The sequence below is a fragment of the Deltaproteobacteria bacterium genome (genome assembly GCA_016178705.1).
In the GTDB taxonomy this organism is placed as follows: domain Bacteria; phylum Desulfobacterota; class Binatia; order HRBIN30; family JACQVA1; genus JACOST01.
Window position 1 is genome coordinate 1 of record JACOST010000003.1, and the last position, 26,512, is coordinate 26,512.

Annotated in this window: 22 protein-coding genes; 12 read left to right on the forward strand and 10 right to left on the reverse strand. The window is 64.6% G+C overall.

Annotated elements, in window-relative coordinates; genetic code table 11:
- The first annotated feature begins 245 nt into the window (after positions 1-245).
- Complete coding sequence (locus tag HYR72_01125; GenBank protein MBI1813558.1) at positions 246-641, forward strand: nuclear transport factor 2 family protein; 396 nt, start codon at positions 246-248, stop codon at positions 639-641.
- Positions 632-3,238, forward strand: a complete 2,607-nt coding sequence (gene hrpB / locus HYR72_01130; GenBank protein ID MBI1813559.1) for an ATP-dependent helicase HrpB — start codon at positions 632-634, stop codon at positions 3,236-3,238. Before HYR72_01125 ends, hrpB begins: the two co-directional genes overlap by 10 nt.
- Before the next feature lie 379 nt (positions 3,239-3,617).
- Here hrpB and HYR72_01135 read toward each other — a convergent pair whose 3' ends face one another.
- From HYR72_01135 to HYR72_01150, 4 genes are all read right to left on the reverse strand, one after another.
- The gene (locus HYR72_01135; GenBank protein ID MBI1813560.1) at positions 3,618-4,928 is read right to left on the reverse strand and encodes a hypothetical protein; all 1,311 of its coding nucleotides are present in this window, start codon (positions 4,926-4,928) and stop codon (positions 3,618-3,620) included.
- Positions 4,929-5,001: 73 nt separating this feature from the next.
- Positions 5,002-6,282 carry a hypothetical protein gene (locus HYR72_01140; protein ID MBI1813561.1) on the reverse strand — a complete coding sequence of 427 codons (1,281 nt, stop codon included), beginning with the start codon at positions 6,280-6,282 and terminating at the stop codon, positions 5,002-5,004.
- Positions 6,283-6,451: 169 nt separating this feature from the next.
- Entirely contained in the window at positions 6,452-7,105 is a 654-nt protein-coding gene (locus HYR72_01145; protein MBI1813562.1) for a DsbA family protein, read from the reverse strand.
- Positions 7,106-7,154: 49 nt separating this feature from the next.
- Complete coding sequence (locus HYR72_01150) at positions 7,155-7,787, reverse strand: TetR/AcrR family transcriptional regulator (GenBank protein MBI1813563.1); 633 nt, start codon at positions 7,785-7,787, stop codon at positions 7,155-7,157.
- A 71-nt stretch (positions 7,788-7,858) separates the two neighbouring features.
- On the opposite strand from HYR72_01150, the gene HYR72_01155 reads away from it, so the two are divergent.
- Entirely contained in the window at positions 7,859-8,728 is an 870-nt protein-coding gene (locus HYR72_01155; protein ID MBI1813564.1) for an alpha/beta hydrolase, read from the forward strand.
- 61 nt (positions 8,729-8,789) lie between these two features.
- Here HYR72_01155 and HYR72_01160 read toward each other — a convergent pair whose 3' ends face one another.
- Entirely contained in the window at positions 8,790-10,061 is a 1,272-nt protein-coding gene (locus HYR72_01160) for a hypothetical protein (GenBank protein ID MBI1813565.1), read from the reverse strand.
- Between the two features lie 162 nt (positions 10,062-10,223).
- Between HYR72_01160 and HYR72_01165 the strand changes: the two genes are divergently transcribed.
- Complete coding sequence (locus HYR72_01165; GenBank protein ID MBI1813566.1) at positions 10,224-11,333, forward strand: methyltransferase domain-containing protein; 1,110 nt, start codon at positions 10,224-10,226, stop codon at positions 11,331-11,333.
- Positions 11,334-11,490: 157 nt separating this feature from the next.
- On the opposite strand, the gene HYR72_01170 is transcribed toward HYR72_01165, so the two are convergent.
- On the reverse strand, positions 11,491-13,299 hold the full coding sequence (locus HYR72_01170) for a DNA mismatch repair protein MutS (GenBank protein ID MBI1813567.1): 1,809 nt from the start codon (positions 13,297-13,299) through the stop codon (positions 11,491-11,493).
- Positions 13,300-13,483: 184 nt separating this feature from the next.
- On the opposite strand from HYR72_01170, the gene HYR72_01175 reads away from it, so the two are divergent.
- The 5 genes from HYR72_01175 to HYR72_01195 all read left to right on the forward strand — a co-directional run bounded on the left by HYR72_01175 (position 13,484) and on the right by HYR72_01195 (position 18,403).
- On the forward strand, positions 13,484-13,714 hold the full coding sequence (locus tag HYR72_01175; GenBank protein MBI1813568.1) for an AbrB/MazE/SpoVT family DNA-binding domain-containing protein: 231 nt from the start codon (positions 13,484-13,486) through the stop codon (positions 13,712-13,714).
- Positions 13,715-14,112: 398 nt separating this feature from the next.
- Positions 14,113-14,925 carry a TIGR02391 family protein gene (locus tag HYR72_01180; protein ID MBI1813569.1) on the forward strand — a complete coding sequence of 271 codons (813 nt, stop codon included), beginning with the start codon at positions 14,113-14,115 and terminating at the stop codon, positions 14,923-14,925.
- Positions 14,926-15,036: 111 nt separating this feature from the next.
- The gene (locus HYR72_01185) at positions 15,037-15,741 is read left to right on the forward strand and encodes a TIGR02391 family protein (protein MBI1813570.1); all 705 of its coding nucleotides are present in this window, start codon (positions 15,037-15,039) and stop codon (positions 15,739-15,741) included.
- 333 nt (positions 15,742-16,074) lie between these two features.
- The gene (locus HYR72_01190; protein MBI1813571.1) at positions 16,075-17,031 is read left to right on the forward strand and encodes a peptidoglycan-binding protein; all 957 of its coding nucleotides are present in this window, start codon (positions 16,075-16,077) and stop codon (positions 17,029-17,031) included.
- Positions 17,032-17,413: 382 nt separating this feature from the next.
- Complete coding sequence (locus HYR72_01195) at positions 17,414-18,403, forward strand: hypothetical protein (GenBank protein ID MBI1813572.1); 990 nt, start codon at positions 17,414-17,416, stop codon at positions 18,401-18,403.
- 340 nt (positions 18,404-18,743) lie between these two features.
- Here HYR72_01195 and HYR72_01200 read toward each other — a convergent pair whose 3' ends face one another.
- The 4 genes from HYR72_01200 to HYR72_01215 form a co-directional block, all read right to left on the reverse strand.
- Positions 18,744-19,043, reverse strand: coding sequence for an antibiotic biosynthesis monooxygenase (locus tag HYR72_01200; protein MBI1813573.1), 300 nt, complete (start codon positions 19,041-19,043; stop codon positions 18,744-18,746).
- A 57-nt stretch (positions 19,044-19,100) separates the two neighbouring features.
- Positions 19,101-19,772: a class I SAM-dependent methyltransferase gene (locus HYR72_01205; GenBank protein MBI1813574.1), complete on the reverse strand. Its 672-nt coding sequence runs from the start codon at positions 19,770-19,772 to the stop codon at positions 19,101-19,103.
- A gap of 22 nt (positions 19,773-19,794) precedes the next feature.
- Positions 19,795-20,451: a nitroreductase family protein gene (locus tag HYR72_01210; protein ID MBI1813575.1), complete on the reverse strand. Its 657-nt coding sequence runs from the start codon at positions 20,449-20,451 to the stop codon at positions 19,795-19,797.
- A gap of 153 nt (positions 20,452-20,604) precedes the next feature.
- A complete protein-coding gene (locus HYR72_01215; protein MBI1813576.1) occupies positions 20,605-21,870 on the reverse strand; it encodes an acyl-CoA dehydrogenase family protein in 1,266 nt (421 codons plus the stop codon).
- Here HYR72_01215 and HYR72_01220 point away from each other — a divergent pair.
- The 3 genes from HYR72_01220 to HYR72_01230 all read left to right on the forward strand — a co-directional run bounded on the left by HYR72_01220 (position 21,869) and on the right by HYR72_01230 (position 26,494).
- Complete coding sequence (locus HYR72_01220; GenBank protein ID MBI1813577.1) at positions 21,869-22,288, forward strand: hypothetical protein; 420 nt, start codon at positions 21,869-21,871, stop codon at positions 22,286-22,288. The genes HYR72_01215 and HYR72_01220 overlap by 2 nt on opposite strands.
- 140 nt (positions 22,289-22,428) lie before the next feature.
- Positions 22,429-25,374: a hypothetical protein gene (locus HYR72_01225; protein ID MBI1813578.1), complete on the forward strand. Its 2,946-nt coding sequence runs from the start codon at positions 22,429-22,431 to the stop codon at positions 25,372-25,374.
- A gap of 211 nt (positions 25,375-25,585) precedes the next feature.
- The gene (locus tag HYR72_01230; protein MBI1813579.1) at positions 25,586-26,494 is read left to right on the forward strand and encodes an MBL fold metallo-hydrolase; all 909 of its coding nucleotides are present in this window, start codon (positions 25,586-25,588) and stop codon (positions 26,492-26,494) included.
- Positions 26,495-26,512: the final 18 nt, after the last annotated feature.

The window sequence follows — 26,512 nt, forward strand, 5'->3', positions numbered from 1 at the left end:
ATCATCTTGGCCTGCTTCAGATTGTACGGCTTGTACCGCGCCATCCGCCCCTCCCCATCACCTCAGCCGTCCGAACATCCCCCAGATGCTCGCTGACCCTTGATTTACACCGACCCGCGCAGTTTTTCTACAGCCTCAACGACATCGTTTAGTCCTCCGGTGAGTAATGCGTCGGCCGACATTGACATTGCGCCCTCGCAATGTCGATACAGCGCACACCTCTTGCGGAAAGGATCGCCTCACCCATGAACGATCATCCCAATGCGACGCTGGTGCGCACCATGTTCCAAGCCCTTCGTGACGCCGACGTGGCGACGATTCAGGCGATGATTCCAGTCGACGCGACCTGGCACTTCCCCGGGCGGCACGGCCAACTCGCCGGCGCCCATCGCGGCCGCGACGCGATCTTCGCGTTCCTACTCAAGGTGCAAGCGCTGACGGATCACACCTTCCACCTCAACCTGCTCGACGTGATCGCCAATGACCAGCACGCGGTGGCACTCTTCACCGGCCACGGCACCCGCAACGGCAAGACGCTCGACAATCCCACCTGCTTGCGGATGCGCATCGTCGACGGACAGATCGCCGAGGTGTGGGAATTTGTGTGGGACCTCTACGACGTGGATGACTTCTGGGCCTAGGCGGTGCGCGCACGAACCCGGCCCACGCATCGCCGCTGCCCATCGATCTGCTGCTGCCCGACCTCGTCGCCGGGTTGCGAGCGGGATCGCGTGTCGTGCTGCGCGCCCCGCCGGGCGCAGGCAAGACCACACGCGTGCCGAGCGCGCTGCTCGACGCCGGGCTCGCGGGCAACAAGCAGGTGCTGGTGCTCGAACCGCGCCGCATCGCGGCACGCGCTGCCGCGGAGTTCGTCGCGCACGAGCGCGGTGGCAATGTCGGCGGCGAGATCGGCTACCGCGTGCGCTTCGAGACCCACGGCACGCGCGCAACCCGCGTGTGGTTCCTCACCGAGGGCATCTTCAGCCGGCAACTGGTGCGCGATCCGTTTCTGGAATCGGTCGCCATCGTCGTGCTCGACGAGTTCCATGAGCGCCACCTCCAAGGCGACGTTGCGCTGGCGGTGATCCGCGAACTGCAACAGACCGTACGACCCGATCTCAAATTGGTCGTGATGTCGGCCACGCTCGACACCGAGCGCGTCGCCGCCTATCTCGACAACTGCGGGGTCCTCACCTCCGAGGGCAAGCTGTACCCGGTGCAGGTCGAGTACACCGATCAGCTTGACGACCGCCCCTTGCCCGGCCGCGTTGCCACAGCCCTGCGCCGCGTACTTGCCAGCGCCGACGATCGCGGCGATGTCTTGGTGTTCCTTCCCGGCGCCGCGGAGATTCGCCGCACGGCAACCGCCATCGAGCCGATCGCCACCGCGCACGACTTGGATGTCGTGCCATTGCACGGCGATCTGCCGCTCGATGCGCAGCAACGGGCGCTGCACCGTGGCGCGCGGCGGAAGGTGGTGTTGTCGACCAACGTCGCCGAGACGTCGTTGACGATCGATGGCGTCACGACGGTCATCGACTCGGGCCTGGCGCGGATCAATCGCTTCGATGCACGGCACGGCCTCAATGCATTGCGGGTCGTACCGATCAGCCGTTCGGCGACCGATCAGCGCGCTGGCCGCGCCGGACGGACAGCGCCGGGCCGCTGTCTCCGGCTGTGGACCCAGGCCGAGCACACGGCGCGGCGCGATCACGACGTGCCCGAGGTGTTGCGCCTCGATCTCAGCGCGACGGTGTTGGAGCTGCGCGCGTGGGGGCTGGGCGACTTGCGCAGCTTCGGGTGGCTCGATGCTCCCAGCGTGGCGAGCCTCGCCCGCGCGGAGCAATTGCTCCAACTCCTCGGCGCCGTCGACGACACCGGTGCGCTCACTGAAGTCGGCCGCCGAATGCTCGACTTGTCGGCCCCGCCGCGTCTGGCGCGCATGTTGATCGAAGCCGAACGACGGGGCTGCGCCGACAGAGGAGCGCTGCTCGCCGCGCTCGCATCGGAGCGCGACATTTGTCTCGATCAGCGCGCGTTCGCAGTCGATGGGCTGCGCGCCACGTCGAGCCCGTCGGTTGGCGCATCCGACCTCTTGCTGCGCGCGCAGTTGTTCGACGAGGCGGCACGCAGCCACTTTGACCCACACGTCTGTCATACGCGCGGGCTTGATCTCCGCGGCGTACGCGCCGTCGAACGGGCGCGGCGGCAATTGCGCCAGGCTATCAAGACGGATCACCGCGTCGACCGCGAGGCGGACGAGTCGACGCTGTTGCGCTGCGTGCTGGCGGGGTTTCCCGACCGCGTCGTTCGGCGCCGCGCCGCCAACTCGCCTCGCGGCGTGATGGTGGGAGCAACGGGTATCGTGCTCGCCGACAGCAGCGTCGTCCGCGACGCGGAGTTCTTCGTCGCCATCGAGATCGAAGCGGGTCGACAGGAGCAACGATCGGAATCGCGCGTGCGGCTGGCTAGCGCGGTCGAACCTGAATGGCTGAGCGAGTTGTTCCCCGCCATGGTGCGAACGCATGGCGAGCTGCGGTTCGATGCCGCGCGTGAGTGCGTGGTTGAATGCGTGCAGACGCGCTTTCACGATCTCGTCCTACGCGAGACGACGCGTTTCGACGTCGATCCGGTGGCGGCAGGTGCGGTGCTCGCAGCCGCCGCACAACGCGATCCGGCGGCGGCGGTCGCGCTCGACGACCGCACGCGCGATTGGCTCGCCCGCCTGCGTTTCGTTGCGCACTGGATGCCAGAGTTGCAATTGCCGACCGACAGCGACGCGCTGGTGGCCGACGCGGTGGCCGATCTCTGCGCGGGCCGGCGCAGCTTTGCCGAGCTGCGTCGAGCCGATCTGCTCACCGCGCTGCGGCACCGTCTCACCCGCACCCAGCAACACGGACTCGATCGCGACGCTCCAACCGACTACGTGTTGCCGAGCGGCCGCCACGCCCCCGTGTTCTACGAAGACAACAAACCGCCGGCGGTCGCGGCACGCATTCAGGAACTGTTCGGACTCACTCGTACGCCGCGTCTGGCCGGTGGACGCGTGGCGTTGGTATTCCAACTCCTCGGCCCCAATCAACGCCCGGTGCAGATCACCGACGACTTGGAAAGCTTCTGGCGGCAGACCTATCCCGAGGTGCGCAAGCAATTGCGCGGGCGGCATCCTAAACACGCCTGGCCCGAAGATCCGCTGCACGTACAGCCGACCTCGCGTGTGCGCAGCGCTCGCAAGTAGTCCGCGTGGTTCAGAGCTTAGGGCCCTCGATACGATCGCTACGCGATCTACTCGGGCAAACGGATATTGGACCCCTTTGAAAATCCCCGCAGGGGCGGGGCTGTACGGGCCGCGCTTGCCCGGCCCGGTGGGGGCGCAGCGAGCAGCGCCCCTACAAGAATTCCCGTTTCGTCGTCTTGGAGCGAGCGCAGCTTATGACCACTTCGTGAGGAAAAAAGCGCTTCCCCGAGTAGCCGCAAGTAGAAGCCGAAGGCTTCGTATCGAAGGGCGGCGTATCGAGGGGCCACGTCTGATGCAAAGTCGCCCTCAAGAGCTGAAAAAAACCGGGCGGCCTCCGATGAGGCCGCCCGACAACTCCGAGGTCTGATTGCGACGAGACTCAGCGCGCGACGTTCGCGCGGCGCAACCCGAACGCCGCAACGCCAAACAGGAGCGCAATGCCGAGCAAGAGTCCGGTTCGGTCGAGCGTCGGCGCTGACGTCGGGTTGAGCGAGAAAAACGCCTGTCCGTTTCCAAACCGGGGCGAGCCATCGATGATCGCGAGCCCTTCCGCTTCGTCGAACTCAGCCTGATCGCCGGGCACGCCTGTTTCCTGTCCCTCTTCACCGCTGATGCTGAACGCGTTGCTCAGCGCCACTGCTCCGCCCGTCCCCGTCGCCTTGGCACCGTAAGCCTCTTCCTCGTTCTCGTTGCCGACGTAAAGGAATTGACCGCTGAGTAGCGAGGTGAACGCCGAGCCCTCGTTTTCCGGCCCCCCGTCCCCCGGCAGGTCGAAGATCTTGGTAAAGCTTCCGGGTGTTATGCCGCTCGGACCGGTGGTTGTGAACACTTCGTTGTTCTGGCTCAGAAACAGGTTGGCATTGCCCGGGCCGAACACGATCGTATTGTCACTCATGATGTTGGGGGCGTCACCACCGGTGCTGGCATCCGCCCACACGCTGACGAGACCCGTGCATGGCGCCTCAATAATGCAGATTTTGAACACGAACTCCGAGCCGCTGTCCGACGCGAAGATGCAGGTGCCATCGGTCGTCAGCCGAATGTCCGAGCCGGTCGCCTCGTGACCCGAGCCATCGGCAATCGTGACGACAAAGTTCGGCGCCCCGAGATCACCGTTGGTCGGATTGATCGGCAGGCGCCACAGTTCTTTGCCATCGCTGTTCACCACCGCGTAGAGGAAGTTGCCAAGCACCGCCAGGCCCGTACCTTGCCAATCGGGTTTGAACGTGAACCGCTTGATGTGACCGCTGCCACCATTGGTGTCGACGTGCTGCAGATCGAAGCGGTAGAACGCGAGCCCAGACTCTTCCGCGTTCTCTTCCTGCACATAGGCGAAGTGTCCGTTCGGCGTCACCGCCACCGGGTCGGGATCTCCACTCTCGAAGGTTTGATTGCCTGTCGTCGAATTCGCCAGGGCGATGCCCTGCTTCGGGTTTACGGTGCCATCGTTGAGGATCGGCAGCGCAATGAGATTGCGCCCCTCATCAACAGGCTCACCAAAGCTCTCTTCGTTGACGATCAGCAGCGTCTTACCCGACCAGTTCGGCACGAACAACGGGAACCGAGCCTGGCTCGCCCGTGACAACCCCGTCACGACGAGAAACGATACCACCAGGGTATGCAGGGCCGTGCGAACGATCACGCCCGTCAATGTCGTTGCCTTCGGTACCAACAAAGACTCCAGCCTCATGGTTCTCCTCCTCCTTGAAACGTGGGCCAGACCGTGGCTCAAGCCGGCAAACTTACAGTAGTGTGACTAGACTTCAGCGCGCAATGTTCGCGCGGCGCAACCCGAAGGTCGCAACACCGAACAGGAGCGCGATGCCGAGCAAGAGTCCGGTTCGGTCGAGCGTCGGTGCCGACGTGGGGTTGAGGGAGAAGAATGCCTGTCCGTTGCCGAACCGTGGCGAGCCATCGATAATGGCGAGCCCTTCCGCTTCATCGAACTCGGCGAGATCGCCGGGCACGGCCGTTTCCGCGCCTTCTTCACCACTGATGTCGAACGCGCCGCTCAGGGCCACGGCCCCGCCCGTTCCGGTTACCTTGGCGCCGTAGGCCTCCTCTTCGTCCTCGTTACCCACGTAGAGGAACTGACCACTGAGGAGAGACGTGAACGCGGAACCTTCGTTTTCCGGGCCCTTACCCGGCAGATCGAAGATCTTGGCAAAACTCCCGGGCGTTATGCCGCTCGGGCCAGTAGTAGTGAACACTTCGTTGTTCTGGCTCAGAAACAGGTTGCCGTTACCCGGGCCGAACACGATGGTGTGGTCGCTCATGATATTCGGGGCGTCACCGCCGCTGCCCGCATCCGCCCACAGGCTGACGACGGTGCCGCAGATTTTGAACACAAATTCCGAGCCGTTGTCCGAGGCGAAGATGCACGTACCATCGGTGGTCAATCGAACATCCGAGCCGAACGCCTGGTGGCCCGAGCCATCGTCGATCGTCGCGACAAAGCTCGGTGTCCCGAGATTGCCGTTGCTCGGATTGATCGGCATCCGCCACAGCTCGTCTGTATCGTTGTCCACCACCGCGTAGAGGAAGTTGTCGAGCACCGCCAAGCCTTTACCTTGCCATGACTCATCGAACTGAAATCTCTTGATGTGGCCGCTGCCACCGTTGGTGTCGACGTGCTGCAAGTCGAAACGGTAGAACGCGAGCCCAGGGTCATCGCTGTCCTCTTCTTGCACATAGGCGAAGCGGCCATCCGGCGTCACGGCCACTGGATCGGGGTCTTCCGAGAAAGTTTGATTGCCCTGGGTTGAATTCGCCAGGGCAATGCCCTGCTTCGGGTTCACGGTGCCATCGTTGAGGATCGGCAGCGCAATGAGATTGCGCCCCTCATTGAACTCCAAAGTCTCTTCGTTGACGATCAGGAGCGTCTTCCCCGACCAGTTCGGCACCCACAAGGGGAAGCGGGCGTGACTCGTGCCCGCCAGCCCGGTTACGATCAGGAGCGACACCATCAGGGTTTGCAGTCCGGTGCGAATGATCGCGCCCGCCCATACGGTTGCCTTCGGTGCCGATGAAGATTTGAGTCTCATGGCTCTCCCTCCGCGAAGCTGGGTTAGACCGCTGTGTAAACCCGCAACACGCGGGCAGGGTGCGTTGAGTAGCCGCCAAAGTCAAGCGCAAAGCCCCAGAAATCAGCCGTCGGCCGCGCGTCACGTCCCTTCCACGCTTTCCCTACAGCCCTCTCGCCCGAGGCGCGTTTCAGGCGCGCCGATGGAGTCCGTGTTGCTGCATTCGCCACACCAGCAGCTCGATGCGATCTTGGCCGAAGAACGGCTCGCCTTCGAACACCATGGTCGGCACGCCCCAATGCCCGGCGGCGAGGTGATCGCCCTGGTTCTGTTCGATGACCGCATCGTACCGTTTCGGATCGGCGGCGACCGCCGCATCCATCTCGGTCAAGTTGAGCCCGGCGCGGGCCGCCGCCGCGGCCAGGTGCGGGCCCTCGTGCCAGCCGACCACCGTCCCGTCCCAGATGATCCGCGAGACTTCATCGATGAACGCTAGACCGTGCCCACGCTGAACGGCGTCGATCCCCAGCCGTGTGAGGCGATAGATGTACGGCTGCTCGGCCGCCACCGCGCGGCTGGGAAATTCTTGGACGATCGGATCGGGGCGCGGCCAGCCGTACGGAATACCGAGCGACTCGGCAATGCGCATGGTGTCGCGCAACACGTACGGCGGCCACAAGGGATTGACCCGCTCGAAGAAGTCCGGTTGCCGCACCGCCAGCGGCAGTACCGGCCGCACGCGCAGGTCGAGGTCGTACTCGCGCGCGAGCTGCACCAAGCGGCGCGTGGCCAAGTAGGAATACGGGCTGCGGAAGGACCAGAAGAGATCAACGGTAAGCGTCATGGTCAGCCTCTTCGCGCATCCGGCGCGCTGAATCAAACGAGGCCGCCACCTACTGCGTCCGGCGCACGGCTCCCGTGAGGTGACGCCGCACCAGATCGCGCAGCACTTTGACCGTCGGCGCCAGACCCAGACCGAGATCGCGCAGTTCGCCGTTGGCGATCGCGTCGCAGGTGCGCTCGAGCGTGTAGAGCAACACCGCATCCGCTTCGGGCGAGTGCACCGGTCCATGCGCAGTCTTGCGGAGTTCGGCCAGCATATGGAGTTGGCGCTGGCGTTGCGCGCGATAGAAGCGCCGCACTTCCGGATCCGTCGCCGCGAGCGCGAGCAGACTGCTGCGCAGCCCACGCCAGCGGCGATGATGGTCAAGCACGAGGTCGATGATGCGCGCGGCCACCGTCGCAGCGCGCTTGCCGGCGCCGAGTTCCTGTTCGATCGCGCCCCACTCCGTGCCGACCCACGCCGCATACGCCGCCAACAGGATCGCGCGCTTGTCGGGGAAGTGTTTGTAGAACGTACCCGGCGCGTAACCGGCGGCGCGCGCCAGGCGATTGGAGTCGGTGCCGTGGTAACCGTCGCGGTTGAACACCTCGGCCGCCGCCTCCACCAAGCGGGCGCGCGTGTTCGCAGGATCGCCGCGCAGCGGTCGTTGGGCTGCAACCCGCGAGTCTCGTCGGCCGACCATACCCGGCTGGCTACCATACTGGACAGCGCTCCGCCACTAGTGATATATCTATCATCACCAAGGAGGTTGTCATGCTCGAACGATCGGCCGTCGGTGCCACCCACCCGTGGCATCAGGTGCAGCTCGATGGAGTCTCACTGGCGTACAACGACGAGGGCGACGGGCCAGCGGTGATCTGTCTCCACGCCATCGGTCATGGCGCAGGCGACTTCGCCCGGCTGCGCCAACAACTCCGATCGCGCTATCGTGTCATCGCGCTCGATTGGCCGGGTCAGGGCAACTCGGGCACGGACCACACTCCCGCCAGCGCCGCCCGTTACACCGACCTCCTGATGCGCTTTCTCGATGCGCTGGCGATCGAGCGCGCGGTGCTGCTCGGCAACTCGATCGGCGGCGCCGCGGCCATCCGCTGCGCGGCGGCTCACCCCGAGCGAGTGCGAGCACTGGTCCTGGCGAACCCGGGCGGACTCGATCGCGGCGGCGCGCGCGGCTTCGCCCGGGTCGTCACCGCTCTGATGGCGCGCTTCTTCGCCGCTGGGGCACGCGGCGCGCGCTGGTACCCGCGCGCCTTCGCGGCCTACTACCGCATGGTCCTGTCGGCGCCGGCAGCGGCCGAGCAACGCGCGCGCATCGTCGCCTCTGCGGTCGAGATCGCTGCCATCTTAGCGCAAGCGTGGACGAGCTTCGGCGAACCGGATGCCGACATCCGCGCGCTCGCGCCACAGGTGAGCTGCCCGGTGTTGTTCACTTGGGCCACCGGCGACCGCATCAATCAGCTGAGTCGCTGTCGCGCCGCGATCCAACAGTTTCCAAACGAGCGGCTGGAGACGTTTGCCGGTGGGCACGCCGCGTTTCTCGAAGCGCCCGACGCGTTCGAGTCGTCGCTCACGCGTTTTCTCGCTGAACTCGCGGATAGCGGCGAGTGCGCGCGACCAAATTGAAAAGAAAACGGGCAGCTCGCGCGAGCTGCCCGTTCGTCATGACGATGCTGTCGCGATCGCGCTACACTGAAAACAAGCGCCGACGGCCCAGCGTACCGGCGCCGATGGCGAGCAGGATCGCCGCGCACAACAGCAAGCCCCACGTACTCAGCGTCGGGGCGGCACCGGCCTCGCAGATCTTGAAGATCAAGTTGGTCCCGGAGTCCGACGCCAACAGACATCCGCCCAACGTTGTGAGCCGCGAGCCGCTGCCGTTGGCCACGTTACCGTTGCCATCGTCGATCGCGGTGACGAACCGCAGATCGCTGAGATTGCCCGTGGCGGAGTCCATCGCCATGCTGAAGAGACCGTGGGTGCCGCCACCGATGTTTGCCGTCGCGTACAGTCTCCAGCCCAAGACCGCCAACCCGTCATGGAGCCACTTCTCGACGAAGTCGAACCGCTGCAGGTGGCTGGTCCCGCCGCTTGAATCGACGTTCTGCAGGTCGAAGCGATAGAAGTCCTTGTCCTCATTCGCGTTGCCTTCGTCGTGGACATACGCGAAGCGGGCGTCCGGCGTCACCGCCAAGCTACCCGGGTCCGGCGCGTTGACGAAGGGACCGCTATTCGGTGACGCCAACGCGTACCCGGTCGGATCGACGCTACCGTTCTTACGAATGATCAAGGCCACCAGATTCTGGTCCTCCTCGTTCACGATCAGCAGCGTCTTGCCCGACCAATTGGCATCGACGACGGGAAAGTTCTGACCGTTCACGCTCAGTGGAGTGCCCGAGAACGACGTGGCAAAGAACGGCGTCCTGTTCACGTCGTTGAAGCGCGGTGATCCCGCGATGACCGCGAGACCTTCCGCCTCGTCGAAGTCCGCCGGCTCACCGGTGTCGGCGATATCCGGCGGATTCGTCGTACCGTCGGGGTCGGTAGTACGCGCGGTGCCGAGGCTGATGCCGATCCCGCTGCCGGTAATCGGCACCTGGTAGGCTTCCTCCTCGGACTCGTTACCGACGAAGAGGTACGACATGCCATTGATGTCCGACACGGCCGAGCCTTCGTTGGTACCAGAGTTCGGCAGGGTCTTCACGTGCGTGAATATTCCCGGTATGCCGCCAGACGGACCGGTGGTCGCGAATACGTTGCCGCTCTGACTCAGGAAGAGATTGCCTGCACCGACGGCAATCGTGTGAGAGGTACTGATGCCGGGGCCCTTCTTCGAGTTCGCATTGGCCCAGACGGTCACCTTGAGGTCGACACCAACCGCTCGCACTGTAGCCGGCTGCACCAATCCAATCGCTAGAAAGATGAAGAGTAACGCGCGTCGAGCCGTCTTGCTTCGCATGTCTTCTTCCTCCGTTTCCCTTCTCGTCAGATTCCAGCCGCGAGCGGCATCAGCAGTGCCCAGAGCACCCGCGGCAGAGTACGTTCAGGTTCAGTCCTCGTCAAGGGCAAAGCCAGCAAAGTGCCTTGCTGGCGTCAACGCTGCTGCGTAGGATCGTGGACAGTGGACTCCATCACCGCGAAAATCTACGAAGCCCACGCCGCCGAGTGGACGGCGGCACGCCGGCCGCGGGCGATTGAGGACGGCCGTCTGGCCGCCTTCGCCCGCCGCCTGCGACGCAAGGGGCGGGTCGCCGATCTCGGCTGCGGTCCCGGCTGGTACGCTGAGCACTTGAACGCGCTCGGCTTCCGCGCCGTGGCGCTCGACGCATCGCCGGCGATGTTGGCCGAAGCCGGGTGCCGTGCCCCGGCAATGGCGCGCGTGTGCGCCGATCTGCTGGCACCACCGTTCGCCGATCGCTCGCTCGACGGTGCGTGGGCTTCGGCGTGCTACCAACATCTTCCGCGCCGCGATCTGCCGCTGGCGCTGGCGCGGCTTCAGCTCGCGTTGCGTCCCGGCGCCCCCATCGAACTGACGCTGGCAGATCTGGCGCAGCAACCGACCACCGCCGCCGCGCGGGCGCGCGGCGAGACCGACCGGCGATTGCACGACGATGCGTTCGCCGGCCGGCTGTTCGCGTTTCACAGCGCCGAGCGTGCTCGCGCGTTGCTGACAGGCGCCGGCTTCGATCGCATCAGTATCGAACCGCTGCGCAATACGTTTTGGCTGCGCATCCGTGCGCGCCGCGGCCGCACCCTGCCTGACTTCGTACGGCCGCGACTGCGGCTGCTCGTCTGTGGCTTGAATCCTTCGCTGTACAGCGCCGAGCGCGGCATTCCGTTCGCCCGCCCCGGCAATCGCTTCTGGCCAGCGATGCGCGCGGCGCGACTGATCGTGCACGAGCGCGATCCGCTCGATGCCTTGCGACGCGGCATCGGCATGACCGATCTGGTCAAGCGCGCCACCGTCAGCGCCAGCGAGATCGGTCGCGCCGAGTATCGCGCCGGTGTCGTGCGCATCGAATCGCTGGTGCGGATCTATCGCCCGCGCGCACTCTGCTTCGTCGGCCTCGACGGCTGGCGCGCCGCGGTCGATCGCAACGCTCAATCGGGATGGCTTCGCGGTGGCTTCGGCGGCTGTCCAGCATACCTGATGCCCTCGACATCGGGACGCAATGCGAACGCGCGATTGAATGACCTCGTCCGACACTTGCGGCGCGCCGCGCGGTGCTGACAACTCTGACCAAAATACTTTAACGCAAAGTCGCAAAGGCGCGAAGGCGCAAGGCCAGCATGCCATGAAGAGAACCCATCTCTCCGAGAGTCGCTTCGGTGGCTTGCGCCTCTGCGCCTTTGCGACTTTGCGTTGAGTTCCCTTCTTCGGATTGAGGCTAGACGTCGAGCCCCACCGCGCGCATCAGTTCGAGCGCATTGCTCTTCTCCACCACACCTAACCGCATACGGTAGTCGAACTGCATCTGACCGTTCTCGATGTGATCCTCGAAATGAACATTGATCGCTTGTGCGCCGTCGGCAATCTCCGCCAAAGCGAGGTCGTGCGTCGTCACCAGACCGATGGCGTGATGAGCCAAGAGTCCCTTGACCAACGCCTCCGCGCCGATGCGGCGGTCGTGCGAGTTGGTGCCGTGGAGGATCTCATCGAGCAAGAACAGCAGCGGGCGCGCGCCGGCGGCTAGATCGACGAGCTGGCGCAGCCGCAGGATCTCGGCGTAGAAGCGCGAAGTGCCGGCCTGTAGCGAGTCGTTGATCCGTATCGACGCGCCCACCGCGAGCGACGACAGCGACAGGTGCCGCGCGCGCACCGGCGCACCCATCTGCGCCAGCACAGCGTTGATGCCGACCGCGCGCAGCAGCGTGCTCTTGCCTGACATGTTCGAGCCGCTCACGATCAACGCGCGCACGGCACCGCCGAGGTGAACGTCGTTGCGCACACAGCGCGCTTCCGCGAGCAGCGGGTGACCCAACCCTTCGGCCTCGAAGCGCGGCGCGTCCATCACCAACTCCGGAAACGGATCGCTCGGATGTTCGTAACTGTAACTCGCCAGCGCGCACAGCGCTTCCATTTCGCCGACAACGGCGATCCACTGCGCGATCGCCGGTCCAACGGACGCTCGCCAGGCTTCGATGGCCAACGCACACTGTGTGGCCCACAACAGCAACGCCGACGCTGGCGCGAACAGTTCGTTGTTGCGGGCGTACAGCAAGTCAACCCAGCGACGCAGCCGGGCAATTTGACGCGACGGCTGGACGCCGCCCGTCGCCAGCGCGGCTTGCAGCGCGACCAAGCGCGGCGCGCTGAAGCGCTCGCGCTCGATGCGCGCGAGCAAGTGCGACAACAGCGCGAGATCACGCGCGGGCCGGTCGATTGCGCGCAGCACCGGCAATACGCGGTCGCGCAGCGTCCACCCGAAGAGTGTCTGCGCCAGCAACGCGAGCGCAAACCAGCGCGGACCGAGCGCAGCGAGTCCCCACCCGGCCAGCGTCACCAACGTGCATGACACCAGCGCCAGCGCGCCGACGCGCAGCGCGTGACTCGACAACGACGATGGCGCCGCGCCCCATTTCGCCAGCGCGTCGGGATTCATTCCATCGCGCACATCGCGTCCGAGCACCGCCAATGCCTCGCGCAGATCGAGCAACGGACGCAGCTCCGCGATCGCGGTCTGCCGCGCGCGAATCACGTCGAGATCGGCGGGCGTCCGCAGCCATGCGGCCAACGTCTCCTCACCGGCGCGCGTACGCGCGGTGCACAGCAATTCAAACAGCGAGCCGCGCCCGAACAGATCGAGATCCGCCGCGTAGAGATGTGCGTCGTCGTGAAAGCGCTCGCCGGTTTCGCCGCCGCCCATCCAACGATGCTCCACACGCGCCAGGCCGCGCGCGTAGAACGCAACGATCCGCTGCGCCACTTCACTCGCGCTGCGGACACGATGATGCGCCACGACCAGCCCCACAAACCCCGCGAGCGGAACCAGCAGCCACCATGCCGAACACATCTTTGCACTCAATGCTGCCCATCCGAGCAGCACGGCCACACAGACGATCAGCAACCGCGCGCGAGAGAGTTGGCGATCGCGCTGCGCTTGTCGATCCACGATGGCAAGGTGCACATCGCGCCGCCGGCGGTACTCGCTGTCGGCGGAGATCGAGTCAGGTGCAGCGTCGCTCGTCGCGGTCATGGGTTTACACCCTGACAACGTCCGACGCGGAAAGCAAAACGGATCAGGCGAGACGAAGCAGCCGTGACAAAGCGAACCCGCCGCCGAGATCGCCGAGACCGCAGAGAGATTCGACCCACAGCATCATTGGCGCACTCGCGCCGCGTGTGCTTACGGTGTGAGCACGCCTCGGGAGGTCGCCAGAATGAAGGCCCGCATTGTCCGCATCGGCAACTCGAAGGGGATTCGCATCCCCAAATCTCTCATCGAACAGACCGGGTTGAGCGACGAGGTGACGATTGAGGCAGAGGGAAATCAGCTTGTCATCCGCGCGGCGCGGCAGCCGCGGGCTGGATGGGCGGAGGCGTTTCAGGCGATGGCGGCAACGGGCGATGATCACTTGCTCGACGCGGCGCCCGTCGCAGCTTCCAAATAGGATGAACGCGAGTGGCGGTGAATCGTTTTGAGTGATGTCGATATCGATCGGCTGGTGCGAAGGCTCGGGCGAATTGACAGTCGGGCCGGCGGTACTGTCTTGGCCGTGCTGCAGGAAATGTTTGCGCCGTGAGCGCCAGGCCGAGACCTGATCTGAGCCGCACCTCGAGCGTGCGCCGCTTCGCGACCAGCCGTGTCGGCTTTACGCAGACCGGCGTAACGCGGCTGCGTCTGCGTCACGCTGTCAGTCGAAGGACTTGTCACGTCGGAGCCTTCCAACCGTTTGCGACTCAAGCGTGGCCGGTGTTAGGTTCTGAGTCGTGCAGCGTTTCTCGGCACGCGGAGATCGGCCGATTGCTTGTTCGGCGGGCACGGGTAGGTCCGCCTTCGGGAAGTGACATGGAACGGGTGCCGCCATTCGAGTCCGAGCACTTGACTTCTATCGCGAGGATACTCGCGGATACTGCGGAAGGATTAACCGGCTCGCAGATCGAGCACATGCTGCGGGAGTGCCGGATACCCGACCCCAGCCCCGGCATGACGAAGTGGAAGCGCCTTTACAACGCCTTCGTCGAGTTCCAAAACCAACGCCATTTCGGCAACCATGTTGTCATCTTCATCAACCGCACCATGAAGCCAGTTCAGTACACTGCCGATCCTGGTGGGTTCGAGAGTCGGCGTGATCAGCTGAATGCCGTACTCTCATTTTCTGGCCTGTACGTTGGTGATGACGGCAAGATCCGGTGGGCGCGCAAGGCCACCAATCTCGACGAAGCTTTGGAGAGAGCCGGGCGCCTACACTCTGCCCTGATCAACCGCGGCGTTCACGACGACGTGCTGCACTACTGTAGGGCGGAGCTGCTCCAGGAGAACTATTTCCACGCTGTTTTTGAAGCCACGAAGAGCATCGCCGTCAAGATCCGCACCCTCTCCGGGCTCACCTCTGACGGCGCGGAACTTGCCCAAGGCGCGTTCGGCCAACCCAAGGACGGTAGTCCGTCACTCCTCGCGATCAACGATCTCAGAACCGACACAGACCGCGGTGAGCAGAGGGGGTTCACCAACCTCCTCATCGGTCTCTTTGGCACGGTCAGAAACCCTTTGGCTCACAACCCGAAGGTCGAATGGCCGATGGAGGAGCGGGACGCCCTCGACATATTGACTCTGACCTCTCTGATTCATCGGAAACTCGATCAAGCGCGAAAGCCATGAGAACAGGGCCGGCGGCGACCTTCGTGCTGGAACCGACCACTTCGCAGCGCCGCTCGTCACACGCGTTGGCCGAATCGTGACGCGGGCTGTGCGATGGAGGTGAACTGACGAATGAGCCTAGCGCTGACACCTCAGGGGCTGCTCCATCCCAGGATACTGAAGAATTGCCTGACCCTCTATGCTGACGGTCACTACAAGCACGCGGCGCAGGAGGCAATGACTCAGGTCGAACGGGCCATCAAGGAGAAGACTGGATTTGAGCATCGATACGGTGTGAATCTCGCGACGCGGATCTTTGGCCATGGACATGGGATAAAGTTGCGCGTCCCATTCGGGTCTCGGATGCAGGCAGAAGCCGAGCGGCTATTCGCCGCCGCGTTTTCGTACTATCGGAATTACGCCACCCACGAGGGGGACAATATTGACGAGATGTGCGCTCTTCGGGTGATGGTGTTGGCGACTGAGCTACTCGAACTCGTCGGTGCATCGCTCCTCAGCTCCGCGGACATCGGAGGCGCCCCCGGGCTCGTGTCAGAGGGCGTCTTCGCGTCGGTGACCCAGGTCGCTGAACTTCTGAAGTTCCTGGACGGCCAGCCGCTCCCAGACGACGTGTGCGACGGGTTCTATGAGGACCTCGGAACTCACGGGTTCACAGAGTCACAGCTCCAGTCGCTCCTCGACTGCGGGCTGGTGGAATACCGCAGCGTACCGGTTGATGATCCTACCGGACAGACGGACTCGGTCGGATTCTTCCACCTAACCGCGCTTGGTGAAGAGGTTTCTGATAACCCTGAATCAGCGGTAACAAGCGCGTGAACCTGCCGACCCGTGCCGCAGGTTACGTGCAGCGTTCGGCAGCGACGAAAAGCGCGTCGGAAATTGACTACAACAGCTGAGCATCCACCTACGACGCCTCACGCGAGCGCCGGCGTCGCTTCAGCGATCCTCGAAGCTTTCGGGCCGTCGAAGACGCAGTGGTTGCGTCATCGTTTCTGCTTCCTGACGCGTTGGTTGCCCAAGGCCGAGCCGGCCTAAGACCTTACGCTCTTTGTTCTCTTGCGATCGCGCACCGCACCACGTTAGGAAGCACGCATCGTTCGCACTCACACGTTGATTCGCTCCGCGGATGCGGAGCGTGGGAGGTGATTCATGGCGTTGTATCAGCGCGGGTCGAAAGGTCCTGAGGTTTCGCACATCCAAACTCGGCTCACGGAGTTGCACTTCTACGCCGGACCGATCGACGGCGACTTCGGCGGCGGCACCGAAAGCGCAGTGAAAGGTTTTCAGAAGCAACAGCACCTCGACGTCGATGGCCGCGTCGGTCCCGCCACGTTTGCCGCCCTGTTCGCCGGCGCGGTGATCGCCGCACCGGCGATTGCCAGCGCGCCGATCGAACGGCGCTGCTTGGCGCTCACCGGTTCATTCGAAACCGGGGCGCCGCCGCCCGAGTGCTTCGCGGGTTTGTCGGGCGACTTCGACGGCCAAGGTATCAGCCTCGGTGTGTGTCAGTGGAATTTCGGACAAGGCAGTCTGCAGCCCTTGTTGCTCGCCATGGATCAGGCGCATACCGATGTGGTCGACGCGGTCTTCCACGACCTCGCCGCGGAGCTGCGCCAGGTGTTGCAGACGTCGCACGGCGAACAGCTCGATTGGACGCGCTCGATTCAAGACGCGCATCAGCGTGTCATCGAGCCGTGGCGCGGGTTGTTCAAGGCGCTGTGCCGGCGCGACGAATTCCAAGCGATCCAAGTGAAGGCCGCGCAGAACCTGCTCGATTCCGCGCGCGGTCTGTGTGCAGACTTCGGCGTGCGCTCGCAACGCGCGCTGGCGCTGCTGTTCGACATCAAGGTGCAGAACGGCAGCATCAACTCAGTGGTGCGGACGCAGATCCAGAGCGACATCGCCGCCCTGGCGCCGACTGACGCCGCGGCAGCGGAAGTCGCGCGCTTGCGCATCATCGCCAACCGCCGCGCCGAAGCCGCGAATCCGAAGTGGATCGAGGACGTGCGCACGCGCAAGCTCACCATCGCCAACGGTGAAGGCAACGTGCACGGCCGCGTCTACAACCTCGCCGAGCAGTACGGCATCGGCTTGCAGGCGATTTGAGGCGGCCGGCTGATGCAATCATCGGAGGGCGCACGCCGTGCGCCCCTACAGAACTCCAACCTAACCCCAGGGTAACAATAGATTGCTGGGCGAATCTGGGAGGGCGAGCCTTCCGGCGAGCCGCCGGCGCGGTGATGGTGTGGCGGCTCGGCGGAAGCCTCGCCCTCCCAAAACCTCATTCTCCATGACGTTAGGAATGGCACGTCGAGCCCCTTCCTGACCGCGCAACTGGTGCGGGCAAGTCGTGACCCCAGCGCCCGTATTCTGTCACATCAAGGCCAACTCTGTAGGGGCGCACGGCGTGCGCCCTCTTCAGAACGCGTGCTCGTGCTTGGCACGATGACCTTGCGGCGCGGCGGCGCGGCGCCATAGAATGCGCGACATGAGCGCACCCGACCTCAGTCTCGCCGAGCTGACGAAGTTCGGTATCACGCCCGAAGACGAACGCCCGCATCCGTTCAGCCCCGACTACGAATGGTGGAACGAGTCGGTCTTCTACGATTGGTACGACGCCGGCGGCGCCAACGCCGGGCACTGCCGCATCGGTTGGCATCCGAATCAACAACGCCTGTGGGTGTGGCTCTTCCTTTACAACGGCGCCGAGTGGGTGGCGATCGAGGAGCCGCGGCTGCCGTTCTCCTCGCTCAAGCTGCCGGCGATCGCCTACGACGACGGCTGGGGCTTGAAGTTCTCATACATGGTGAAGGAACCGCTGCGCTCCGGCCGCTTCGAGATCGACGGCTTCGGGCGCGTTATCAGCGGGCCGCGCGCTGGGATGATTCTTCCGGTGTCCGTCGCGCTCGACGTCACCACCGTCGGCGCCGCGCACTCGCACGGGCAGAGCACGGTAGCCGGCCACAAGGCCGAGCAATTCTCGACCAGCCGATTCGAGCAGCCGATCCGCGCGCACGGCGTGTACACGATCGGCGGCGAGCGACGTACGATCGAGTGCCGCGGCGAACGCGATCACTCGTGGGGCCCGCGGCTGTGGAACATGGAGTGGAATTTTCTCGTCCTCAACAACGAGGCGTTCCGGGCGCAATGCGTCATCGTGCGCATTCCCGATGTCTCCGAGATCCGCGTCGGCTACCTCCACCGCGCCACGACGGTGAGCGTCAATCAGGTCGAGTTGGATCTGAGCTTCGACGACGCGAGCCTGCAGCATCCCGTACGCGGGCGCTTTGTGCTGCAAGCCGAAGACGGCGATCGTGTCGCCGGCACCATCGAGCCCATCAGTGGCGCCGAGATCGACATCACGCACACCTTCGTGCCACCGCGCCGCTCGGCGTATCGCCGCACGCTGATCCGCTGCACGACCGACGACGGCCAGCGCGCGCTGGGCTGGCTGGAGTCGAATCGGTTTGTGGATTGAGACTGCGGATTCGCTTCACTGCTGACGGTGGGTTTTACGGAAGGTGCCCCTCGATACGCCGCCCCTCGATTCGAAGCCTTCGGCTCCTACTCGGGGCGGCTACTCGGGGAAGCGGTTGTTTTTTTCTACGGAGCGGCCATGAGCTGCGCTCGCCCGAAGACGACGAAACGGGAATTCTTGTAGAGGCGCTGCTCGCTGCGCCCCGCCGGGCCGGGCAAGCGCGGCCCCGACGGCTTCCCCTGTGAGAATTTTCACGGAGCCCAATACCCGTTTGCCCGAGTAGATCGCGAAGCGATCGTATCGAGGGCTTGCTTGCACCAAGCAGATCCCAACCAAGACGCTACTTCTTGCCGCCCAATTCTTCGAACATCTTGATCTCCGGCCGTCCCGCCAACAGAGTTCCAAGAGCACCAAAGAACTGCTGCATCGGCTCGCTGCCGCCGTGCGCCGCGAACGCGCCTTGGTCGGCGTAGAGCTCGTAGAACAGAAACTCGGTCGGATCGCTGGTCGAGCGGTTGAGGATATACATCAGCGTGCCCGGCTCGTTGGCCTTCACATGCGCAATCATCTTTTCGGCCGCCTGTTGAAACGCCGCCTCGTTGCCCGCTTTCACTTTCAAAGTTGCCACTACGGTCATCATGCGCAAGATCCTCCTGTCGTCTTGTGGCGCAAGTCGCGCGCTCACGTCAACCACCGCTCACTTGAAGCCGCCGAAGACGGCGAAGCGGTAGTGCTTGTACCAACAGTCCACATCGCGAAAGCCCGCGTCCGCGAGCCACTGCGATTGATCGGCGAGCGTAGCGCTGCGATCGGCGCGCATGCGTTCCAACGCGGCGGCGAGGTCGGCGTCGCTGACGCCGTTTGCCTGCGCGCTGCGTAGCCACATCGCTTGATGGCGCGCCTCCGCGGCCGGCGTCGGGCCGAGGGCTTGATCGGCATTGATGAACGCGCCGCCAGCGCGCAGCGCCGCGAAGACGGCGCGAAACAACCGCTGCTTGTCGTCGTGACTGAGGTGATGAATGGCGAGCGCGGAGATGACGAGATCGAACGATCCGGGCAGCGTGGCCCTGCCGAAATCCATTACCACAAATTCCACCGCCGCTGAGCCGGCGAAGCGCGCACGCGCTTGCGCCAGCATCTCTTCGGAGATGTCCGCCAGCGTGACCTGCGCCTGCGGGAAAGCAGCGAGGACGAACGATGACAACAGCCCCGTGCCGGCGCCGAGATCGAGGACGCGGATCGCCGCATCGGGTTGAAACGGAATGGCCTCGATTGCAGTGCGGTAGAAGGCGTCGAAGCCCGGCACCAATTGGCGGCGCGAGCGATCGTAGATCGCCGCGTCGGCGTCGAAGGCATCTTTTGCGTTCATCGTCATGCTTGGGCGTTCATGGTCACGATTTCGCGCGCTTGGTGCCGAAGCGATTCCAGTGCGTGATGTCTTCGATCGCGCGACGGCGGCCGACGGCGAACGGCTTCTGCGGCCGCCCCATCGGAATCAACGCCACCACCTCGTAGCGCTCGGGGATCGCACACAGCGCGCGCACCTCATCTTGGTAGATGCGATACACGGTGGTCAGGGTCGTGCCAATGCCGAGACCGCGCGCGGCGAGCATGAAATTTTCCACGGCTGGATACACCGAGGCGAACGGCGTGCCGACATCGAGCGGCCCCTGCTCGTCCTGCAACGTCATCGAGATGTTGGGCATCAGCACCAACACGAGCGCGGGCGCTTCGCCGAGATGCTCGGCGAGGTGGCCCGAGGCGCGCATCATGCGCTCAGAGCTGGCGCGATGCTCGTCGGAGCGAAACGGCGGCATCGCGCGCGCCAGCGCCGGCTCGTAGCGAGCGTAGGCACGACGATAGACATCGCCCAACGCGCGCTTGGTGCTAGCTTCGGTCACCACCAGGAATTGCCACGGCTGAATGTTGCCGCCGCTCGGCGCCTGAATCGCTGCGCGAATGCAAGTGCGTATCTCCTCGTCCGTCACCGGCTCGGCAGTGAAGCGCCGCACCGCGCGGGTGGTGTTGATGGCTTCGAAAACATCCATGGTGCAAACTCTCTCTCTCCAGCCTCCCTGCTACCCGCACGCCATTCGGAGGGCGACGCATGCGTCGCCCCTACAAGGATACCGGTCGCCGCAATCTCGTTCCGGCGTAGGGGCGATGCATGCATCGCCGTCCGGTGTGCGTGTCGCTGCCTGTCACAGTTGTCCCGTATCCACATCCACGCCGAGAAAAACTCGGCCTGTCAATTCGAACGTCGCGGGCGCGACCATCATGTGTTGGGTGACGACGTGGATGTCGCGGAAGCAGCGCTGCAACGGCGAGGTCGCGTAGACCGAGGTACCGCCCCCGGCGTTGTACATGAGGTCGACGACGTTCGCAGCATTGACGGTGGCGTGAGTCGCGGCGAGCCGCAACAGCGCGCGCTGTTGCACGGCAATCGCGCCCTCGCTGAGTGCGGCCTGCCAGGTCTCGTCGATTGTTCCGAACAGAAACGCGCGTGCCGCCCGCAACGTTGCCTCCGCTTGGGCTACCTGCACCTGCACCAACGCACGATCGGCGAGACGCTTGCGACTGCCGGTCGGCGCTTTGCCGCCTGCCAGCCGAGTCACCTCATCGATGGCGTTGCGCGCCACACCGAGCGCCACACCGGCAATGCCGAGCGCGAGCATGCCGAACACGGGGAACGCATAGAGCGGTCCGGAGTGACGCGGTCGGTCCGTCATCAACGAGACCGAGCGCGCCGCCGGCACGAAGCGGTCCGCCACCTGCATGTCGTGGCTGCCGGTTCCGCGCAGACCCGAGACCGTCCACGTGTCGAGGATCTCGACCTCGGCGGCCGGCAGCAACATCATGCGCGAGTCAGGCAATTCGTTTGGGAGCAATCGCGGCGCGCCGTTCTCGATCACCACGCAGCCGCCCATCAACCAGTCGCAGTGCTGGCAGCCGCTGGCGAATGGCCAGCGACCGCTGACGCGATAGCCGCCGTCGACTACGATCGCTTTACCGAAGGGCGCGAACACGCCGCCAATGACGGCGCGCGGTGGACCATGGATTTCGCGCGCCGCATCGGCCGGCAGATAGCCGCTCACCAGGCCGCTGGTGGCGCCGATCATCAGACACCAGCCGGCGGAGCCATCGGCGTAGGCCAGTTCTTCGATGGCCCGCACCATTGTCGCCGCTTCGACCTCTCCTCCACCGAAGCGCCTGGGAACGCACATGCGGAACAGGCCGGCATCGGCCATCGCTCCGACGAGTTCGAGCGGCAAGCGGCGATCTCGTTCGATTTGGTCGGCGCGCGTGCGAATGCCGTCGGCAAGCGCGCGCGCCGCATCGATCAATTGCGTGGTCTGCTCGGGCACGGGCGGCGTTGTAGCCAATTCGTTTCCGAATGGGTAGCGGCGCTGGACGCCTGAGCGGTTCCGCAGTATGTCCCGCTGGCAAATTGTGGCGGGAGGAACCATGTTCAAACGTGTTGCGTGGATCGTCGGACTCGTTTTGTTGTTCAACGGCTCGGCCCGCAGTGCCGACGAACCGAGCAAAGCAACTCCCGGCCACCCGCCGGCGTTCGGCGCTCAGCAACACGAGTGGGCCGAGCGATTTCAGAAATCGCTGCAGCAGCGGGCACCGGGCCCCACCTCGGGTAAGCCAGCGGGCGGTGCATGCCCCGGCCCCGATTCCTGCGAGCTCAAGTTTACTCCGCCGGAAAATGAAGTGTTGGTGCTGACCGCAGTGTGGGCCGCGACCAAGCTGCAATGCGATGACGCGACCGCGGCATCGCCACGGGGCGGCGCGCCGATCGCGCCCGGTTGGCGGTGCGAACATCGGTTGCTCGTTGAGGGTCCCGGGGCCGGCTGGACCGGTTTTACCACCGCCAAGTAGCCTTTGCCCTTGACGGCGCCCGCGATCAATGAGACCAAATGACCTGCATGCAAGGCGGCCGTTGGCCGGCCGGGGGAGGGTTTAACGTGAGCATCCACGATAGACAAAAGCGCGTTTGCCTTTGGCTTCGCACAATCGGCGTGAGCGTGATTCTCCTCGGCGTCGGGACATTGCGTCCACCGACTGCATCAGCGGCGGTGTTCAACGTCGATCGTTTCGACGACCCCAGCCCGGTAGCGATGGCCTGTACGGCCGCGGCCAACAACTGCAGCCTGCGCGGTGCGATCGCGAAGGCCAACGGCAACGGTCTCACCGACACCATCAACGTGCCGGCAGGCATCTACACATTGGACTTCGCAACCTTTGACGAGTTGACGATATCGAGCGACCTGACGATTCAAGGGGCGGGCGCGGGCACCTGCGACGGCACCGACACCTGCATTCAGGCGAGCAGCAGCGAGCCAGGAGATATCGGCGCCGCCGACAACGGCGTCTTCCTCGTCACCGCCGGCATGGTCACGATCCGCGGCGTCACCATTCGACATGGCGTTGGGCGCTTTCCAATGAGTTTCCCGCTCGCCGGCGGGGTCACGGTTGAAGCCGGCGCGACGCTCGATCTGCGCGACAGCACGATCACGTTAAACCGAGCCGAATTTGGCGCCGGGGTGGTGAACTTCGGCACGACCACGGTTCGCGACACCCAGGTGATCGGAAACCCCCCGCCGGCCAGCTTTCCAAGCGGCCTGGCGCTGTGCGGCGGCGGACTCGCGAATTTCGGATCGTTGACGCTCATCGACTCGCTCGTGGGCGGCAATGCCGCCGCGTTTGGCGGCGGCATCTGCAACCTGTCCGTACCCGGCGGCGGCGACGCCGCGCTCATGCTCACCAACACCGAAGTGGTCGAGAACCTCGCCGTCTTCGGCGGTGGGATCTACAACGATGTCGGCGATCTCTTCTTCTCGTTTACGAGCAACGCCGAGTCGGCACCGGGAATCGCGCCGGTCCTTGGCGCCGCCACGGTGACAACGAATGGCCACACCGCCATCGGCGGGAATCTCGCCCTTTATGACGGCGGGGGCGTGGTCAATACGCGCTTCCCCTTCTTCGACCCGACGGCGGACCCAATCCCGGGTGACGCCACCGCCACGTTCACAGAGAGCCTCATCGTGGAAAACACCGCCGCGTGCGGTGGCGGTGGCGTGTTCAACGACGGCCTCATCATTCCAGTGTTCGCCGAGGAAAACCTGCTCTTCCAGCTTGTTGAGTTTATCATCTTCAACGGACCGCACGGCTGCGGAGTTCCGGTCGGTGCCGACTCCACTAGCGCCGCGGATGGAATCCCAACCTTCGACCATCCGCCAACGCTGACGACCACACGTTCCGACGTCCTCGGCAACGTGGCCATCTTCGGTAGCGGGGTCGCGAACACCGGGGGGCAGGCGAGCCTGTCCGACGGCACGATCAACCAGAACGGCTTCACGCCCCCCTGTCTCTCGATCGGCTCCACCGTGTGCGCGCAATCGTTACCGCTCATTATGATGGTGATCCCAGAGTTCGGCGGCGGCATCTACAACACGGCAGGCGACCTCACGGTCGATCGCTGCACGGTCGACAGCAACATTGTGGAACTCGCCGGCGGCGGCATCCTCAATGACGCGGGATTTCTTCTTTCCGAGGTGTTCTTCCCGATTCCACCCAACTTGTTGCCGCCCGCAACCTTGACGCTGACGAACAGCACGATCAGCCGCAACCAAGCTGATGCCGGCGCCGGCCTGGAGAATTTCGCCGCCAGCACGACCGCCACCAACAGCACCTTTTCCGGCAATGTCGCGCAATTCGACGGGGGCGGGATCGAAAACGATGCGCTCGGCGAGGTGGTGCTCAACAACGTGACGATCACCAACAACACCGCCGGCGACGGCGGGAGTTCCGGCAACGGCGGCGGGATCTTCGAGACGTCGGGCGATGACACCATCGTCGTGAAGAACAGCATCATCGCCGGCAACATCGACGCCGTCGGCGACGACGGCAGCACGCCGGATTGTGCGAACCCGAACGGCACCGTGATGTCATTGGGTTACAACCTCATCGGCGACGCCACCGGCTGCCCGAGTACCTTTACCGAGACCGGCGATCAGGCCGGCGATTCCACCACCCCGATCGACCCACGCCTGGCCAAGCTCGCCAACAACGGCGGACCGACCAAGACGCATCGGCCGCTCAGCAACAGTCCAGCGTCCCTGGCCATCGACGGCGTCGGCATGGACGCGTGCAAGGACAAGAACGGCGACCCGATCACCACCGATCAGCGCGGCTACGCGCGGCCGCAGCGCAACAGTTGCGACATCGGCGCCTACGAAGTCGGCTGCGGCGACGGCGTCGTCGATGACGGCGAAGAGTGCGACGACGGCAACACCACCGACGGCGACTGTTGCTCATCGACCTGCCAAGCCGAGGTGCCCGGTTCGCCGTACGACACCGACGGCGACGGGGTGTGCGACGGCTTCGAATCCCCCAGCGGCACCGACGACGATCCCATGACCGCCTCGTATCAACCCCCCGGGGGCCCGCTCCTCGTCCAACTCAAGCTGGTGAGCGGCTGCGACCGCATCCTCAATTTCCATTTCCTGCACGAGAGCGACTTGCCCGTGCAGGATCCTGTCCTGCAATTCCCGTTCGGTCTGGTCAGTTTCAAACTCTGCAGCGACAGCAACCCCCGCGACAACGACCCCTGCGACGGCACGTGTACTCAGGCCACGGTCAAGATCACCTTCCCCAACGCCAATCTCACGCAGCCGGGATTCGTCTATCGGAAGTTCGACCCGACGACGAACATGTACTTCAATCCGCACGGCGTGACGTTGAATGGAAACATGGCGACCTTCACCCTCACCGATGGCGGGGTGAACGATACCGATCACAAGATCAACGGCATGATCACCGACCCGAGCGGCCCCGGCACCGCCGGAACGGGGCCGAGGCGCGATACCGCCCCGGTGCTGTCCCCCTCTGGGCTCGGGTTGGCTGCGCTGGCCTTGCTGGGCCTCGCTGTCTTCCAATTGCGGCGACGGCGTCCCATCCAATAGCTCGCCTGACAGCGGCGCACGGCAACAGCCGGTGCGCCGCTGTCGGGCGGTGGCGCAGATTGAAACGTCTCGCTCCCGGTCGTGTCAAAGTGACAATTTTGCGTGGTGATTGCTCGGCAAATGGCCGCTGCCGCCTCCGACTTTCGTGCGTCGAGGTCATGGCGAGTGCCTTGCAAGGAATCTCCTCGATCGACGAGGGAGATCTGCATCGATGTCGACGAAGTTCACGGTTCGCTTTTGGGGAGTTCGCGGCAGCATCGCGACCGGCGGCCCCCAATACGCCGAGGTCGGCGGTAACACCACCTGTGTCGAGGTACGGGCGGGTAACGAACTGATCATCCTCGATGCCGGGACCGGATTGTTCCCGCTTGGACAGACTCTAACCGGCGCGGTGCGGGCGAGCTTCCTGTTCAGCCACTTCCACTGGGATCACATCCAAGGTTTGCCCCTGTTCCGGCCGGCCTACCAGGCGGGTAACGAATTCACCCTCTTCGGCCAAGCTGCCGACGCGGCGGAGCTGGAAGGTGTGTTCGTCCGCCAGATGCAACCGCCCAATTTTCCCGTGCCGATGCACGCGCTGGGCGCCCAGTTTGCGTTCAAGGCGTTGGCCGCCGGCGATGAGTTCCACATTGGTCCCGCGCGCATCCGCACCACCCTGCTGCATCATCCGCAATCGTGCCTTGGCTACCGGATCAGCGTCGGCGCCTTCAGCGTCGTGTTCGCCACCGACACCGAGCCGCGCGAAGCCGGCGCGTTCGACCCGGCCGTGCTCGACCTCGCACGCGACGCTGACTTGCTCATTCACGATGGCCAGTACACCACCGATGAGTACAACGGACATCGCGGGCCGTGCCGCAAGGGCTGGGGACATTCGACGTACGAAGTCGCCTGCCGCGTCGCGCGCTGGGCCGGGGTGAAGCAGCTTGCTCTTTTCCACCACGACCCCGGCCACGACGACGCGTTCGTCGAGCAGATCGGCGAGGCCGCCTGCGAACTGTTTCCCAACACGATCATCGCGCGGGAGGGAACGACCCTGGACGTGACCCACCTCGACGCTGGCTACGCCGAGGAGTCGCGAACCAGCCGCCGCATTCCCCAAGCGCTGGCGTCGGTCGGCTGACGTTGATGGCACTCATCG

Bases quoted from the DNA above. Each gene is read 5' to 3' on its own strand.
- HYR72_01125 (MBI1813558.1), top strand. From the start codon at position 246: ATGAACGATCATCCCAATGCGACGCTGGTGCGCACCATGTTCCAAGCC.
- HYR72_01135 (MBI1813560.1), bottom strand. From the start codon at position 4,928: ATGAGGCTGGAGTCTTTGTTGGTACCGAAGGCAACGACATTGACGGGC.
- HYR72_01140 (MBI1813561.1), bottom strand. From the start codon at position 6,282: ATGAGACTCAAATCTTCATCGGCACCGAAGGCAACCGTATGGGCGGGC.
- HYR72_01145 (MBI1813562.1), bottom strand. From the start codon at position 7,105: ATGACGCTTACCGTTGATCTCTTCTGGTCCTTCCGCAGCCCGTATTCC.
- HYR72_01150 (MBI1813563.1), bottom strand. From the start codon at position 7,787: ATGGTCGGCCGACGAGACTCGCGGGTTGCAGCCCAACGACCGCTGCGC.
- HYR72_01155 (MBI1813564.1), top strand. From the start codon at position 7,859: ATGCTCGAACGATCGGCCGTCGGTGCCACCCACCCGTGGCATCAGGTG.
- HYR72_01160 (MBI1813565.1), bottom strand. From the start codon at position 10,061: ATGCGAAGCAAGACGGCTCGACGCGCGTTACTCTTCATCTTTCTAGCG.
- HYR72_01170 (MBI1813567.1), bottom strand. From the start codon at position 13,299: ATGACCGCGACGAGCGACGCTGCACCTGACTCGATCTCCGCCGACAGC.
- HYR72_01175 (MBI1813568.1), top strand. From the start codon at position 13,484: ATGAAGGCCCGCATTGTCCGCATCGGCAACTCGAAGGGGATTCGCATC.
- HYR72_01180 (MBI1813569.1), top strand. From the start codon at position 14,113: ATGGAACGGGTGCCGCCATTCGAGTCCGAGCACTTGACTTCTATCGCG.
- HYR72_01185 (MBI1813570.1), top strand. From the start codon at position 15,037: ATGAGCCTAGCGCTGACACCTCAGGGGCTGCTCCATCCCAGGATACTG.
- HYR72_01190 (MBI1813571.1), top strand. From the start codon at position 16,075: ATGGCGTTGTATCAGCGCGGGTCGAAAGGTCCTGAGGTTTCGCACATC.
- HYR72_01195 (MBI1813572.1), top strand. From the start codon at position 17,414: ATGAGCGCACCCGACCTCAGTCTCGCCGAGCTGACGAAGTTCGGTATC.
- HYR72_01200 (MBI1813573.1), bottom strand. From the start codon at position 19,043: ATGATGACCGTAGTGGCAACTTTGAAAGTGAAAGCGGGCAACGAGGCG.
- HYR72_01205 (MBI1813574.1), bottom strand. From the start codon at position 19,772: ATGAACGCAAAAGATGCCTTCGACGCCGACGCGGCGATCTACGATCGC.
- HYR72_01210 (MBI1813575.1), bottom strand. From the start codon at position 20,451: ATGGATGTTTTCGAAGCCATCAACACCACCCGCGCGGTGCGGCGCTTC.
- HYR72_01220 (MBI1813577.1), top strand. From the start codon at position 21,869: ATGTTCAAACGTGTTGCGTGGATCGTCGGACTCGTTTTGTTGTTCAAC.
- HYR72_01215 (MBI1813576.1), bottom strand. From the start codon at position 21,870: ATGGTTCCTCCCGCCACAATTTGCCAGCGGGACATACTGCGGAACCGC.
- HYR72_01230 (MBI1813579.1), top strand. From the start codon at position 25,586: ATGTCGACGAAGTTCACGGTTCGCTTTTGGGGAGTTCGCGGCAGCATC.